General features: G+C 69.7%; 12 protein-coding genes. 6 read left to right on the forward strand and 6 right to left on the reverse strand.

What is annotated here, in order from left to right; genetic code table 11:
• Positions 1 to 10 precede the first annotated feature (10 nt).
• On the forward strand, positions 11 to 268 hold the full coding sequence (locus LIU39_RS15325) for a WhiB family transcriptional regulator (protein ID WP_003983230.1): 258 nt from the start codon (positions 11 to 13) through the stop codon (positions 266 to 268).
• Between the two features lie 139 nt (positions 269 to 407).
• Here LIU39_RS15325 and LIU39_RS15330 read toward each other — a convergent pair whose 3' ends face one another.
• Positions 408 to 1,877, reverse strand: coding sequence for a sensor histidine kinase (locus LIU39_RS15330; RefSeq protein WP_227047312.1), 1,470 nt, complete (start codon positions 1,875 to 1,877; stop codon positions 408 to 410).
• A 396-nt stretch (positions 1,878 to 2,273) separates the two neighbouring features.
• Positions 2,274 to 2,888: a TetR/AcrR family transcriptional regulator gene (locus LIU39_RS15335; RefSeq protein ID WP_227047259.1), complete on the reverse strand. Its 615-nt coding sequence runs from the start codon at positions 2,886 to 2,888 to the stop codon at positions 2,274 to 2,276.
• A 154-nt stretch (positions 2,889 to 3,042) separates the two neighbouring features.
• Here LIU39_RS15335 and LIU39_RS15340 point away from each other — a divergent pair, with 154 nt between their 5' ends.
• Both LIU39_RS15340 and nagB read left to right on the forward strand, forming a co-directional pair.
• Entirely contained in the window at positions 3,043 to 3,804 is a 762-nt protein-coding gene (locus LIU39_RS15340; RefSeq protein WP_227047260.1) for an SDR family oxidoreductase, read from the forward strand.
• Positions 3,805 to 4,075: 271 nt separating this feature from the next.
• Positions 4,076 to 4,858 carry a glucosamine-6-phosphate deaminase gene (nagB, locus tag LIU39_RS15345; RefSeq protein WP_227047261.1) on the forward strand — a complete coding sequence of 261 codons (783 nt, stop codon included), beginning with the start codon at positions 4,076 to 4,078 and terminating at the stop codon, positions 4,856 to 4,858.
• A 213-nt stretch (positions 4,859 to 5,071) separates the two neighbouring features.
• Here nagB and LIU39_RS15350 read toward each other — a convergent pair whose 3' ends face one another.
• The 4 genes from LIU39_RS15350 to LIU39_RS15365 form a co-directional block, all read right to left on the reverse strand.
• Positions 5,072 to 6,625, reverse strand: coding sequence for a glycoside hydrolase family 3 protein (locus LIU39_RS15350; RefSeq protein WP_227047262.1), 1,554 nt, complete (start codon positions 6,623 to 6,625; stop codon positions 5,072 to 5,074).
• A 9-nt stretch (positions 6,626 to 6,634) separates the two neighbouring features.
• Entirely contained in the window at positions 6,635 to 7,465 is an 831-nt protein-coding gene (locus tag LIU39_RS15355; RefSeq protein ID WP_227047263.1) for a carbohydrate ABC transporter permease, read from the reverse strand.
• Positions 7,462 to 8,451: a carbohydrate ABC transporter permease gene (locus LIU39_RS15360; RefSeq protein WP_227047264.1), complete on the reverse strand. Its 990-nt coding sequence runs from the start codon at positions 8,449 to 8,451 to the stop codon at positions 7,462 to 7,464. The genes LIU39_RS15355 and LIU39_RS15360 overlap by 4 nt, the downstream gene beginning before the upstream one ends.
• Before the next feature lie 96 nt (positions 8,452 to 8,547).
• A complete protein-coding gene (locus LIU39_RS15365; protein WP_227047265.1) occupies positions 8,548 to 9,816 on the reverse strand; it encodes an extracellular solute-binding protein in 1,269 nt (422 codons plus the stop codon).
• Between the two features lie 241 nt (positions 9,817 to 10,057).
• Between LIU39_RS15365 and LIU39_RS15370 the strand changes: the two genes are divergently transcribed.
• The 3 genes from LIU39_RS15370 to mctP all read left to right on the forward strand — a co-directional run bounded on the left by LIU39_RS15370 (position 10,058) and on the right by mctP (position 13,007).
• Positions 10,058 to 10,819 (forward strand): GntR family transcriptional regulator, encoded by a 762-nt coding sequence (locus LIU39_RS15370; RefSeq protein WP_227047266.1) that lies wholly within the window; start codon positions 10,058 to 10,060, stop codon positions 10,817 to 10,819.
• Between the two features lie 260 nt (positions 10,820 to 11,079).
• Positions 11,080 to 11,340, forward strand: coding sequence for a DUF3311 domain-containing protein (locus tag LIU39_RS15375; RefSeq protein WP_227047267.1), 261 nt, complete (start codon positions 11,080 to 11,082; stop codon positions 11,338 to 11,340).
• Positions 11,337 to 13,007: a monocarboxylate uptake permease MctP gene (mctP, locus tag LIU39_RS15380; protein ID WP_227047268.1), complete on the forward strand. Its 1,671-nt coding sequence runs from the start codon at positions 11,337 to 11,339 to the stop codon at positions 13,005 to 13,007. Before LIU39_RS15375 ends, mctP begins: the two co-directional genes overlap by 4 nt.
• Positions 13,008 to 13,100: the final 93 nt, after the last annotated feature.

Consider the following 13,100-nt stretch of genomic DNA (forward strand, 5'->3'; position numbering starts at 1 on the left):
TGGAGCAGCCATGGACTGGCGTCACCGCGCCGTTTGCCGCGAGGAAGACCCCGAGCTCTTCTTCCCCATCGGCAACACCGGTCCTGCGCTCCTGCAGATCGAGGAAGCCAAGGCCGTCTGCCGCCGCTGCCCCGTCATGGAGCAGTGCCTGCAGTGGGCGCTTGAGTCCGGTCAGGACTCCGGCGTCTGGGGTGGTCTGAGTGAGGACGAGCGCCGCGCAATGAAGCGCCGTGCAGCTCGCAACCGGGCGCGCAACGCCAGCGCCTGACACAGACTCCCCGTGGCCCCCGAGCCGCAGCGCGCAGTACCCCCGATGCGCAGAGCAACGTGAGCTTTGAGCCCCGGACCTGATGGGTCCGGGGCTTACTGCTGTTCAGGGTCGTTCGCGGTCCCGCCGGACGGACGTCCTAGTTCTTCTCGGCGCGGACCGGCACGTCCAGGATCACCTGCGTACCCCGTTCCGGCGCCGGCACCATGTCGAACGTGCCGCCCAACTCCCCCTCCACCAGGGTCCGTACGATCTGCAGCCCCAGATTTCCTGCGCGCCGCGGATCGAAGCCGTCGGGCAGGCCGCGGCCGTTGTCCTGGACGGTGACCAGCAGTCGCGGTTCCGTACGGCTGCCGCCGCGTACCGCGCCGACCTCGACCGTGCCGTGTTCGCTCTGGTCGAAGGCGTGCTCCAGGGCGTTCTGCAGCACTTCGGTCAGCACCATCGACAACGGGGTGGCGACTTCGGCGTCCAGGATGCCGAACCGTCCGGTGCGGCGGGCGGTCACCTTTCCGGGGGAGATCTCGGCGACCATGGCGAGTACCCGGTCGGCGATCTCGTCGAACTCGACCCGCTCGTCCAGCGTCTGGGACAGCGTCTCGTGCACGATCGCGATCGAACCGACCCTGCGTACGGCCTCGTTGAGTGCCTCGCGACCCTGCTCCGAATCCATCCGGCGTGACTGGAGGCGCAACAGCGCGGCGACGGTCTGCAGATTGTTCTTCACCCGGTGGTGGATCTCCCGGATGGTGGCGTCCTTGGTGATCAGTTCGCGCTCACGGCGGCGGAGTTCGGTGACATCCCGCAGCAGGACCAGCGAACCGATGTGCGTGCCCTTGGGCTTGAGCGGGATCGCGCGCAGCTGGATCACGCCCTCCTCGCCCTCCACCTCGAACTCCCGGGGCGCCCAGCCGCTGGCCAGTTTGACCAGCGCTTCGTCCACCGGGCCCCGGGCGGGGGCCAGTTCGGCGGTCGCCTGGCCGAGGTGGTGCCCCACGAGGTCGGCGGCGAGGCCGAGCCGGTGGTAGGCGGAGAGCGCGTTGGGGCTGGCGTACTGGACGACGCCGTCCGCGTCGAGCCGGATCAGGCCGTCGCCCGCGCGCGGGGACGCGTCCATGTCGACCTGCTGCCCGGGGAAGGGAAACGTTCCGGCGGCGATCATCTGGGCCAGGTCGGACGCGCTCTGCAGGTAGGTGAGCTCCAGCCGGCTGGGCGTGCGCACGGTGAGCAGATTGGTGTTCCGCGCGATCACCCCGAGTACCCGGCCCTCGCGGCGGACCGGGATGGACTCGACGCGGACCGGCACCTCTTCCCGCCATTCCGGGTCGCCCTCGCGCACGATCCGGCCCTCGTCCAGCGCGGAGTCCAGCATCGGGCGGCGACCGCGGGGCACCAGATGACCCACCATGTCGTCCTGGTAGGAGGTGGGCCCGGTGTTCGGCCGCATCTGGGCCACCGACACGTACCGCGTGCCGTCGAGGGTGGGTACCCACAGCACGAGGTCGGCGAAGGACAGATCGGACAGCAACTGCCATTCCGATACCAGCAGGTGCAGCCACTCAAGGTCGGAATCGCTCAGAGCGGTGTGCTGGCGTACGAGATCGTTCATGGAGGGCACACGGGGGAGCCTACCGGCGTACGGTGTATCTGTTCTCCCTGCACGGGCATGGACAGATCAGAATGGTCTAGTCCACAATATCTCTGGTAAAGACCTCCGCTCTCCCCGCACAGGAGAGCGGAACGAGGCCGACGCGCTCTCTGCCCTGACTGCGCCGAGGTCTCCGATCGACCGGTTCCCGGGTGGGCCGCTCCCCTACCGCACTTGGGGTGCACACCCCGCCCTACGGAACCGGCCGATGAAGCTCCGGGCTGCGGTGCCGGACAGGTTGAGGGTCCTGTCCCGGCGCCGCGGCCCGCGGGTGTCTCGGGGCCCGGCCTTCCGGCCCGCGGGCGTTCCGGTGCCCGCCCGGCCTTCCGGCCCGCGCCGCTTCCGCCCGCCGTCGGCTCAGGGAGCGTCCGGCCAGACCTTCATCGCCAGCGCGGCAATCGCCTCCAGCGTCGTGCGGTCGGCGCCGTCCCGTGCCTGCTGCGACATTCCCTGGATCACCGAGCCCACGTAATGGGCCAGCGCGTGCGCGTCCGTGTCCGCGGGGAGCGCGCCGGAGGCCACGTCCGCGCGGATGCGGCTCTCGATCCCGCCGATGTTCGCCAGCCGCATCGCGCGCAGCGAGTCGGCCACCTCGGCGGAGGCCGGTGCGGTGTTCTGGGCGGCACTGATCACCAGGCAGCCGCGCGGGCGGCCGGGCAGGGTGTACTCGGCCGCCGCCTCGCGCAGCGCCCGCTCGACGCCCCGGCGGGCGGTCGGCTCCTCAGCCACCGCACGGTCGAGGAAGCCGCCGTGGAGCCGGCCGTACTCGGCCACCACCTCGCGGAAGAGCGCCTGTTTGTCGCCGAAGGCGGCGTACAGGCTGGGCGCGCTGATCCCCATCGTGCGGGTCAGGTCGGAGATCGAGGTCGCTTCGTAGCCCTGCTCCCAGAAGGACCGCACCGCCTGCTCCAGCGCCGTCTCCCGGTCGAAGGACCGGGGCCGGCCGCGCTGCTTCGTTTCCTTGGTCGCCATGCCTGGAATTCTATAGCGGACGGTACGGAAGCGTGTTACGGTTTTTCTGTAGCGAGCGATATATAAATATTTGCACGGCGCTCGCTGCGGTGATCGACGCCGACCGAGGCCGGGGGTACGAGCGACCGGTCGCAACAACGAGGGGGCAGGGGCCATGAGCGCATGGAACGGCAGGACCGCGCTGGTGACGGGCGGCAGCAGGGGCATCAGCCGGGCGATTTCGGAACGGCTGGCGCGGGACGGCATGCGGGTCGGCGTGCATTACGGACACGACGCGGCCGCGGCAAAGGAGACAGTGACGGCCATCGAGGCCGCGGGCGGCCAATCCTTCGCCGTACACGCCGAGTTGGGGGTGCCGGGCGGCGCCGAAGCACTGTGGGCCGCCTTCGACACCCAGGCGGACGGCCTGGACATCCTGGTCAACAACGCCGGAGCCAACAGCCGGGCGGACGGCATCACGCAGATCTCCGAAGCGGAATTCGACCGGCTCTTCGCGCTCAACACCAAGGCGCCGTTCTTCCTCACCCGGCTCGGCCTGCCGCGGCTGCGGGACGGCGGCCGGATCATCAACACCTCGACGGGCCTGACGCGCGGCGCGGCCAAACCCGAGCTGATCGCGTACGCCATGAGCAAGGGCACCCTCGACGTCTTCACCTCGACGCCGGCCAAGGAGCTGGGCCCGCGCGGGATCACGGTCAGCGCCGTGGCGCCGGGCGCCGTCGACACGGAGATGAACGCCCACTGGCTGCGCGGGGAGGCGAATTCCGGGGCGCGGGCGGCAGTGCGGGCGATATCCCCGCTCGGCCGGGTCGCGGAGGCCGACGACATCGGGGACATCGTGGCGTTCCTGGCCTCGGACAACAGCCGTTGGGTGACGGGCCAGTGGATCGACGCGTCGGGAGGCGCCTACCTGTAGGAGCGGGAAGCCACCATGCCCACTGCGGCGGGAAGGTGCCTCCCACCCGGAGGGAGTGGTGCGAGGGGGCGCCCGCCGACGGTGACGGCCGTCCCGCGAATCTCTCCCTCGGGCGCGAAGTAGCCGACCGCTTGCGCCATCCCGTCAACCGGCCGCACGCTGCCGTCAGGACGACTTCTGCCGGGTCGGTCCACAACCGGGCCGGGTGGGTCTCCCTCTGATAGATTGGTCTATACCACCTGATTCCATTCTCCAGAACGGCAGGCCAAGCGTGGAAGTTGTCATCGTCCCGGACGCCAAGGCAGGCGGCGAACTCATCGCGGAGGCCATCGCCACCCTGGTGCGCCGCAAGCCCGACGCTCTGCTCGGCGTGGCCACCGGCTCGACCCCGTTGCCCATCTACGAAGCGCTCTCGGCGAAGGTCAAGGCCGGTGCTGTGGACGCCTCGCGGAGCCGTATCTGCCAGCTCGACGAGTACGTCGGCCTGCCCGCGGGGCACCCCGAGTCCTACCGTTCGGTGGTGCTGCGCGAGGTCGTCGAGCCGCTCGGCCTCGGCCAGGAGTCCTTCATGGGCCCCGACGGCTCGGCCGATGACGTCCAGGGCGCCTGCGAGGCATACGACCGTGCGCTGCAGGAAGCCGGCGGAGTGGATCTTCAGCTCCTCGGCATCGGCACGGACGGCCACATCGGCTTCAACGAGCCGTGCTCCTCGCTCGCCTCGCGTACCCGCATCAAGACCCTGACGCAGCAGACCCGGGAGGACAACGCCCGGTTCTTCGACCACCTCGACGAGGTGCCGCACCACGTCATCACGCAGGGCATCGGCACCATCCTGGAGGCCCGCCACCTGGTGCTGCTGGCCACGGGCGAGGGCAAGGCGGACGCCGTGGCGCAGTCCGTCGAGGGTCCGGTCGCCGCGCTGGTGCCGGCCTCGGCACTCCAGTTGCACCCGCACGCCACCGTCGTCGTCGACGAGGCCGCGGCCTCGAAGCTGAAGCTCGCCGAGTACTTCCGCGCCACCTACGCGGCCAAGCCGGACTGGCAGGGCATCTAGGCACATCGGCAGGAAAAACGCCGAAGCGGCCGGGTGCTCCTGGGAGGGGGAGCACCCGGCCGCTTCGTGTGCGGTGGCGGGCGGACGTGCCGGCTTGCCGGTCTGCCGGCCGGCCCGGTCCGTCGGTCGGCCCGTCCGTCCCGCCGGTCGGCCCTGTGGGCACCGGGCAGCAGCCGGTCGGCCCTGCTCGGCCCGTCGGGGTGATCGGCGGGGTCAGTCCGCCCGTTCGGCCGGGCGGGCCGGGGCCGCTCCGGTGAGGGCCTCGGTGGCGGCCTGGGCGCAGACGCGGGCGGCGCCGTGGGTGGCGAGGTGGAGCGCGCCGCACGGGGGCGCCTGGGGGACGCCCATCTCGACGACGACGGTGTCCGGGCGGGCGGCGACGAGAGCGTCGAGGGCGTCGGCCATCCAGGGGTGACGGTGGACGTCGCGGACGACGGCGACGATGCGGCGCCGGTCGGCGGCCGTGATCAGGCCGGCGATCAGGCCGCCGGTGCCATACGCGGCGGCTGCCTCGGCGGTGTAGGAGGCGGTGTCGGTGCCGGGCAGGAGGCGGGCCAGCTCGGCGGCGACGCCCCAGGGGGTTTCGTCTCCCACCGCGATGTTCGCGACGGGGGTGAAGGCGGCTACGTAGGCGGGGGAGGTGAGTGGAGCGAAGGGTTCCCTGGCGGTATGGCGCAGTGCACGGCGCGCGGCGGTCAGCCCGGCCTCGGGTGCGGGCGCGGTCCCCTCCCCCGCGCCCGCACGCCGGGTCCAGCGCGCCAGGGCGCGCACCCGTGCTGCGGCGTCGGCGAGCCGCTTCTCCGACAGCTCGCCGTCGCGCACCGCCCTCACCAACGCGTCGCGCAGCCGCAGCACGGTGTCTTCGTCGGCCAGGCCGCCGCCGACACAGATCGCGTCGGCGCCGGCCGCGATGGCCAGGACGGTGCCGCGTTCGATGCCGTAGGTGGCCGCGATGGCCCGCATTTCCATTCCGTCGGTGACGATCAGCCCGTCGAAGCCGAGCCCGCAGTCGGCGGCCGGGGCGCGCAGCAGCCCGTGCAGGGCGGCGGCGCTGAGTGTGGCGGGGCGGGTGCCGTCCAGGGCGGGCAGCAGGATGTGCGCGCTCATGACGGCCTTGGTTCCGGCCGCGATGGCGGCGCGGAACGGCACCAGTTCGCGTTCCTGGAGGGTGGCCAGGTCGGCGGCGATCCGCGGCAGGTCGTGGTGCGAGTCGACGGCGGTGTCACCGTGGCCGGGGAAGTGCTTGGTGCAGGCGGCGACCCCGGCGGACTGCATGCCGTCCACGTATGCGGCGGTGTGCCGGGCGACGAGTGCCGGGTCCGCGCCGAAGGAGCGGACGCCGATGACGGGATTGGAGGGGTTGGAGTTGACGTCGGCGGCGGGCGCCCAGTTGAGGTTGATGCCGCAGGCGGCCAGGCGGCGGCCGAGTTCGCGGGCGACCTGGCGGGTCAGTGCGGTGTCGTCGACGGCGCCGAGTGCGAGGTTGCCGGGGAAGGAGGAGCCACCGCGGACCTCCAGGCGGGTGACGTCACCGCCCTCTTCGTCGATGGCGACGAGGACGTCCTCGCGCTCCGCACGCAACTGCGCCGTGAGGGCGGCGAGTTGCTCGGGGCCTGCGACGTTGCGGCCGAAGATGCCGACGGATGCCAGGCCCTCGTCGAGCCGGCGGAGCAGCCAGTCGGGGGCGCTGGTGCCGGTGAAGCCGGGCTGGAGGACGGCGAGTGCGTCGCGGGTGAGGGTGTCAGCGGAGGAAACAAGGGTGGTCATGAGGCTGCGTCATCCCTTCACTGCGCCGGCGGTGAGACCGCCGACCGCCTTGCGTTGCAGGAACAGGAAGAGGATCAGGATGGGGATGGCGAAGATCGACGCGGCGGCCATGGTGGCGCCCCAGTCGTCACCGAACTGGCTCTGGAACTGCGAGAGCCACAGCGGCAGGGTGCCCTTGGCGGGTTCCTTGTTGAGGACCAGCACGAGCGGGAACTCGTTCCAGGCCGTGATGAAGCCGAAGAGTGAGGTGGCCATCAGCCCGGGGGCGAGGAGCGGGAAGACGACCTTGACGAACGCCTGGCGCCGCGAGCAGCCGTCGACCATCGCCGACTCCTCCAGCTCCTTGGGGACGGCTGCGACGTAGCCGCGCAGCGTCAGGAGGGTGAAGGGAAGCACCATCAGCATGTAGAAGAAGGTGAGCGGTACGAGGCTGTTGAGCAGGTCCGCGTCCCGGACGATCATGTAGATCGAGATGACCATGACCTCCCAGGGCGCCATCTGGGCGACCATGAAGGTCAGCAGGATCCCCTTGCGGCCCTTGAACCGCATGCGGGAGATGGCGAAGGAGCCGCAGAGTGCGATCAGCAGGGAGAGGCCGACGGCGAGCACGGTCACCAGGACGGAATTCCCGGCGAGGGTCCAGAAGTTGGGCGCGTTGACGGCCGTGACGAAGTGCTCGAAGGTGCCGTTGACCGGGAACCACACGGGGACGTCGCTGATGATGTCGCCGGTCGGCTTGAACGCCGTGTTGAACATCCAGTAGACGGGGAAGACGAATCCGATGGCGAGCACGATCGCCGTCGCGTTGGGCCAGATACGGCCGGCGAGCGAGCGCTTCACAGCTCGTCCTCCTCTTGCTTGAGGGTCAGGCGCAGGTAGTAGGCGGTCATGCCGAGCAGCACGAGGATCGTCAGCAGCGAGATCGCGGCGCCCATGCCGAAGTGGAGGTTGCCGACGCCTTCGGTGAAGGCGTAGATCGGCAGCGTCTCGGTGAGGCGGTCCGGGCCGCCCTTGTTGATCGCGAAGATCTGCGGGAACGCCTTGAAGACCCAGATGACTTCGAGGAACGTCGTGGCGAGGAAGAAGGGCTTGAGGAAGGGGAAGGTCACCGAGGTGAAGACCTTCCAGGTGCCGGCGCCGTCCATGCGTGCGGCTTCGTACAGTTCCTTGGGGATCGTCGTGGTGGCGGCGTAGAGGTTCAGCGCCACGAAGGGCAGGGACTGCCACACGATCAGGAGGGTGATGACGAAGAAGGTGGACAGCTGGGTGCCGACCCAGTCGTAGTGGGCCATGGAGTGCCAGCCGAGCTGGTCCAGCACCCAGTTGGCGACGCCGTAGCGGGAGTCGAAGAGCCACTGGAAGACGGTGGTGGCAGCGATGACGGGCATGGCCCAGGCGAGCACCAGCGCGACGGACAGGGTCAGCCGCATCTTCTTGCCGAGGCGGGCGAGGAGCAGCCCGATCAGCACGCCCAGGACCATGATCAGCACGACATTGACGCCGGTGAAGACGATGGTGCGGACGGTGACCCGCCAGAACTCCCCGCTGCCCAGGATCTCCTGGAAGTTGCCGGTGCCGGTCCAGACCGTGAGGTGCTGGATCAGCTCCTTCATGTTGAGGGTCTGGAAGGAGAGCAGGATGTTGCGCACCATCGGCCAGCCCAGGAAGACCGCGGTGGCGAGCAGGGCGGGGAGCAACAGCAGGTAGGGCGTGCCGCGGGCGACCCGCGACCGTCGGCTGCCGGTACCGCGGCCGGCCGGCGGGGCGCCGCCCTTGCCGATCCGCGGCGCGGCCTTCTCCACCGCGTCGTCGAGCTGCACTGCCATGGCCCTCTGCTCCCCTATTGCCCGTAGGTACCGGTGTCGCACGCGCTGCGGTCCGGTACGGGCCGGGGACGGCCGGCCCGTACCGGGGCAGCGTGGTTACTGCTGGGCCAGCCGCTTGTTGATCTCCGCGTCGACGGCCTTGGCCGCGTCGGCCGGCGTCTTGCCGCTGAGGACGGCGGTCATGTAGTTCTTGATCGGGTTCGGCACGTTCTCCACGGCGGCCCACTGCGGGATCAGCGGCGTGGTGCCGCCGGACTTCGCAGCCGCGGGGGCGGCCGCCTCGGCTGCCGGGTTGCCCTTCGCCGCGTCCGCCAGGTCGGGCGACTTGGGGGTCCAGCCGACCTCCTTGACCATCTGGGCGTCAGCCTTCTTCGAGAGGGCGACCTTGAGGAACGCCTTGGCGAGGTCCTGCTTCTGACTCCCGCCGGCGACCGCGAAGTTGGAGCCGCCGAGGAAGACGCCCTCGGGCTTGGCCTCGGTCTCACCGGGGATGGTGAAGAAGCCGATGTCGTCCTTGATCTTCGGGTTGGCCTTGACGGCGGTCGCGGCCTCGTAGCCCATGGCGATGATGGCGCCGGTCTTGCCCTTGGCGAAGACCTCGGCCTGCTGGGGCGTGGCCTCGTCCTTGTTCTTGGGGGCGGTGCTGAAGGACTGGTACGTCTTGTAGATGTCCATGGCCTTGGCGACCTTGGGGTCACCGAGGTTGGAGACCCACTTGCCGCCGTCCTTCTTGACCAGGTCCGCGCCGGTGCCGATGGTCAGACCGTCGAAGAAGTACCAGTTCTGGCCCGGCAGATAGAGCGGCTCGGCCTGGGTCTTCTGCTTGATGGTGTCGAGGTCCTTGAAGAGCGCGCTGCGGGTCTTGGGGGTTCCCTTGATGCCCGCGTCGGCCCAGATCTTCTTGTTGTACATGACGACGCGGTTGCCCGCGTACCACGGAAGGGCGTACTGCTTTCCGTCCGCCATGGCGGCCTTGTTGAAGGTGTCGCTCCAGTCGGAGCCGATCTCCTTCTTGAGGTCGCCGAGGTCGAGCAGGGCACCGGCCTTGGCGTACGCGGCGGTCTGGGTGTTGCCGATTTCCACGACGTCCGGCGGGGTGTCCTCGGAGAGGGCGGTGGTCAGCTTCTGCTGGATTCCCTCCCACTGCTGGACCTGGAAGTCGACGGTGGCGCCGGTCTTCTTCTTGAATTCCTTGGAGACCTGCTCGGTCCACTGCGCCGGGTTGGATCCGTCCATCACCCATACGGTGAGCTTCTGGCCCTTGAAGCCATCGGCTCCGTCCGTGCTGTTGCCGCTGGACCCACAGGCAGCGACACTCACCAGCATTCCCGCGACTGCCGTCGCTGCTATGAGCCCACGCTTCATTGCGCTCTCCCCTAAAGGCCGGGTGTGGTCTTTAATGGTTTAGACCAGTGCCCGCAGCTTGGCCTAGACCTTTTGGGGTGTCAAGGGTGTATAAGAGTCGCTGTCGGCTCCGTTACCGGACCGACATCTGCCGGGCGCGGACCTGCGAGAGAGCACGCGGATCCCACCCGTGCCACGATGTGAGCCGCTATGTACGGAGGAGCCGGTGACGGCAGCGCGACAGGGGTCGGAAGGGCGGGTCATGGAGACCGACGGGGGCAGCGCGGAGAGCGGCGGAAGTGCCACGCGTACCGCCCGTGTACCCAAGTACTACCGCCTCAAGCGGCACTTGCTGGAGATTACCGAGACGCTGCCGCCCGGCACCCCGGTCCCGCCCGAGCGCGCGCTCGCCGCGGAATTCGACACCTCCCGCACGACCGTCCGCCAGGCCCTCCAGGAACTGGTCGTCGAGGGCCGCCTGGAGCGTATCCAGGGCAAGGGCACCTTCGTCGCCAAACCGAAGGTTTCGCAGGCACTGCAACTGACCTCCTACACCGAGGACATGCGCGCCCAGGGCCTCGAACCGGCCTCGCAGCTGCTGGACATCGGCTACGTCACCGCCGACGACCGGCTGGCCGGGCTGCTGGACATCGCCGCGGGCGGCCGGGTGCTGCGCATCGAGCGGCTGCGGCTGGCCAGCGGTGAGCCGATGGCCATCGAGATCACCCACCTGTCGGCCAAGCGGTTCCCCGCACTGCGCCGCAACCTCGTCAAGTACACCTCGCTCTACACCGCGCTGGCCGAGGTCTACGACGTCCGCCTCGCGGAGGCCGAGGAGACCATCGAGACGTCGCTGGCCACCCCCCGCGAGGCGGGCCTGCTGGGCACCGATGTCGGCCTGCCGATGCTGATGCTGTCCCGGCATTCCCGCGACGCCCAGGGGCAGCCGGTGGAGTGGGTGCGCTCGGTCTACCGCGGCGACCGCTACAAGTTCGTCGCCAGGCTGCGCCGCCCGGCCGACTGAGACCCGCGGTACGGCGGGGTTCCGGCCATCGCCGTACCGCCCGGCCCGCACGGAATCCGGACGGGCGGCCGCGTGCGCCCGCGGCCGCCCGTTCGCCGTGGGGCGCGGACCTGCCGGGGAGTCCCCGTCGCCCAAGTCCCGCTGCCACGGCGGCTGATGTCATTGCCATACCGATATGCGGACAGCTAGTGACGCCTGCCACGGCACTGCCATAGATTTCCAGCCTCGCACAGGAGATCGCCAGGGACGGAGCCACGGTCATGACAGAGCAAGCCGCAACACCGGATTCCAGACAGGTCGTCACACCGACGCGTGTGGTGGCCGGGCTCTGCCTGATCGCTCCGTTCGTGGCGATGCTGTGGGTGAGCTCGTACGCCAAGATCGAGCCGAGGCTCATCGGGATCCCGTTCTTCTACTGGTACCAGATGCTGTGGGTGCTGATCTCGACCGTGCTCACGATGACCGCGTACAAGCTGGTCCAGCGTGAGCAGCGGATCCGCAAGGGCGGTGCGTCGACATGACCCTCACCCCCTCCGCCTCACTGGCCACAGCACGCACGGACGGCGTCAACGGCATCGCGCTGGCCGTCTTCATCTTCTTCTTCGTGGCCGTCACGGTCATGGGCTTCCTCGCCGCCCGCTGGCGCAAGGCCGAGCAGTCCGCGAACCTCGACGAATGGGGCCTGGGCGGCCGGAGTTTCGGCACCTGGGTGACGTGGTTCCTGCTCGGCGGCGACCTGTACACCGCGTACACCTTCGTCGCCGTCCCCGCGGCGATCTACGCGGCGGGCGCGTCCGGCTTCTTCGCCGTCCCGTACACGATCCTCGTGTACCCGCTGATCTTCACCTTCCTGCCCCGCCTCTGGTCGGTCTCGCACAAGCACGGCTACGTCACCACCTCCGACTTCGTGCGCGGCCGCTTCGGCTCGAAGGGCCTGTCGCTGGCCGTCGCGCTCACCGGCATCCTGGCGACGATGCCGTACATCGCCCTCCAACTCGTCGGCATCCAGGCCGTCCTGGACGTGATGGGTGTCGGCGGCGGCGAGAACACCAGCTGGTTCGTGAAGGACCTTCCGCTGCTGATCGCGTTCGCGGTGCTGGCCGCGTACACGTACTCCTCGGGCCTGCGCGCGCCGGCGCTGATCGCGTTCGTCAAGGACGGGCTGATCTACCTGGTCATCGCGGTCGCCATCATCTACATCCCGATCAAACTCGGCGGATTCCACGCGATCTTCGATGCGGCGGGCAAGGCGTTCGCCGAGCCGGGGCCGACCGGCAAGCCGCGCGGTGAGCTGGCGAGCGGCCCCAACAGCCAGTGGGCGTACGCCACTCTGGCGCTCGGCTCGGCGCTCGCGCTCTTCATGTACCCGCACTCGATCACCGCGACGCTGTCCTCCCGCAGCCGCAACGTGATCCGCCGCAACACCACCATCCTGCCGCTGTACTCGCTGATGCTGGGCTTCCTCGCGCTGCTCGGCTTCATGGCGATCAAGGCGGGCACGGACACCCACGGCAACGCGCAGCTGGCGATCCCGCAGCTGTTCGAGGACATGTTCCCGAGCTGGTTCTCCGGCGTGGCGTTCGCCGCGATCGGCATCGGCGCGCTGGTGCCCGCGGCCATCATGTCCATCGCGGCGGCCAACCTCTTCACCCGCAACGTCTACAAGGACTTCCTCAAGCCCGACGCCACCCCGGCGCAGGAGCACAAGGTCGCCAAGCTCGTCTCGCTGCTCGTGAAGGTCGGCGCGTTGATCTTCGTTCTGGGCATGGACAAGACCGTGGCGATCAACTTCCAGCTGCTGGGCGGCATCTGGATCCTGCAGACCATGCCGTCGCTGGTCGGCGGCCTGTTCACCCGCTGGTTCCACCGCTGGGCGCTACTGGCCGGCTGGGCGGTCGGCATGATCTACGGCACGCTCGCGGCGTACGGCGTGGCCAGCCCGACGCAGGCGCACTTCGGCGGCTCCAACGCCGAGATCCCCGGCATCGGCCAGATCGGCTACATCGGCCTGACCGCGATCGTGCTGAACGTCGTGGTGACGGTCGTGCTGACCTTCGTCCTGCGGGCCCTGAAGGCCCCTGACGGCGTCGACGAGACCAGCCCTGGGGACTACACCGCGGACGTCGGCGACAAGGGCGCCAGCCCCGAACTGCCGCCCGCAGCGGTCGGTTCGGCGAGCGGCCACTGACCCCGGCCCCTCGGGTGCCCGCACGGGCCGTCACGTCCCTCCGGACGCGGCGGCCCGTCGCCGTACCGGGACGACGCGACGAACCGCCCGCCC

Origin of the sequence: Streptomyces pinistramenti (genome assembly GCF_020564935.1) — a bacterium.
GTDB classification, from domain to species: domain Bacteria; phylum Actinomycetota; class Actinomycetes; order Streptomycetales; family Streptomycetaceae; genus Streptomyces; species Streptomyces pinistramenti.

Bases quoted from the DNA above. Each gene is read 5' to 3' on its own strand.
- LIU39_RS15325 (WP_003983230.1), top strand. From the start codon at position 11: ATGGACTGGCGTCACCGCGCCGTTTGCCGCGAGGAAGACCCCGAGCTC.
- LIU39_RS15330 (WP_227047312.1), bottom strand. From the start codon at position 1,877: ATGAACGATCTCGTACGCCAGCACACCGCTCTGAGCGATTCCGACCTT.
- LIU39_RS15335 (WP_227047259.1), bottom strand. From the start codon at position 2,888: ATGGCGACCAAGGAAACGAAGCAGCGCGGCCGGCCCCGGTCCTTCGAC.
- LIU39_RS15340 (WP_227047260.1), top strand. From the start codon at position 3,043: ATGAGCGCATGGAACGGCAGGACCGCGCTGGTGACGGGCGGCAGCAGG.
- LIU39_RS15350 (WP_227047262.1), bottom strand. From the start codon at position 6,625: ATGACCACCCTTGTTTCCTCCGCTGACACCCTCACCCGCGACGCACTC.
- LIU39_RS15360 (WP_227047264.1), bottom strand. From the start codon at position 8,451: ATGGCAGTGCAGCTCGACGACGCGGTGGAGAAGGCCGCGCCGCGGATC.
- LIU39_RS15365 (WP_227047265.1), bottom strand. From the start codon at position 9,816: ATGAAGCGTGGGCTCATAGCAGCGACGGCAGTCGCGGGAATGCTGGTG.
- LIU39_RS15370 (WP_227047266.1), top strand. From the start codon at position 10,058: ATGGAGACCGACGGGGGCAGCGCGGAGAGCGGCGGAAGTGCCACGCGT.
- LIU39_RS15375 (WP_227047267.1), top strand. From the start codon at position 11,080: ATGACAGAGCAAGCCGCAACACCGGATTCCAGACAGGTCGTCACACCG.
- mctP (WP_227047268.1), top strand. From the start codon at position 11,337: ATGACCCTCACCCCCTCCGCCTCACTGGCCACAGCACGCACGGACGGC.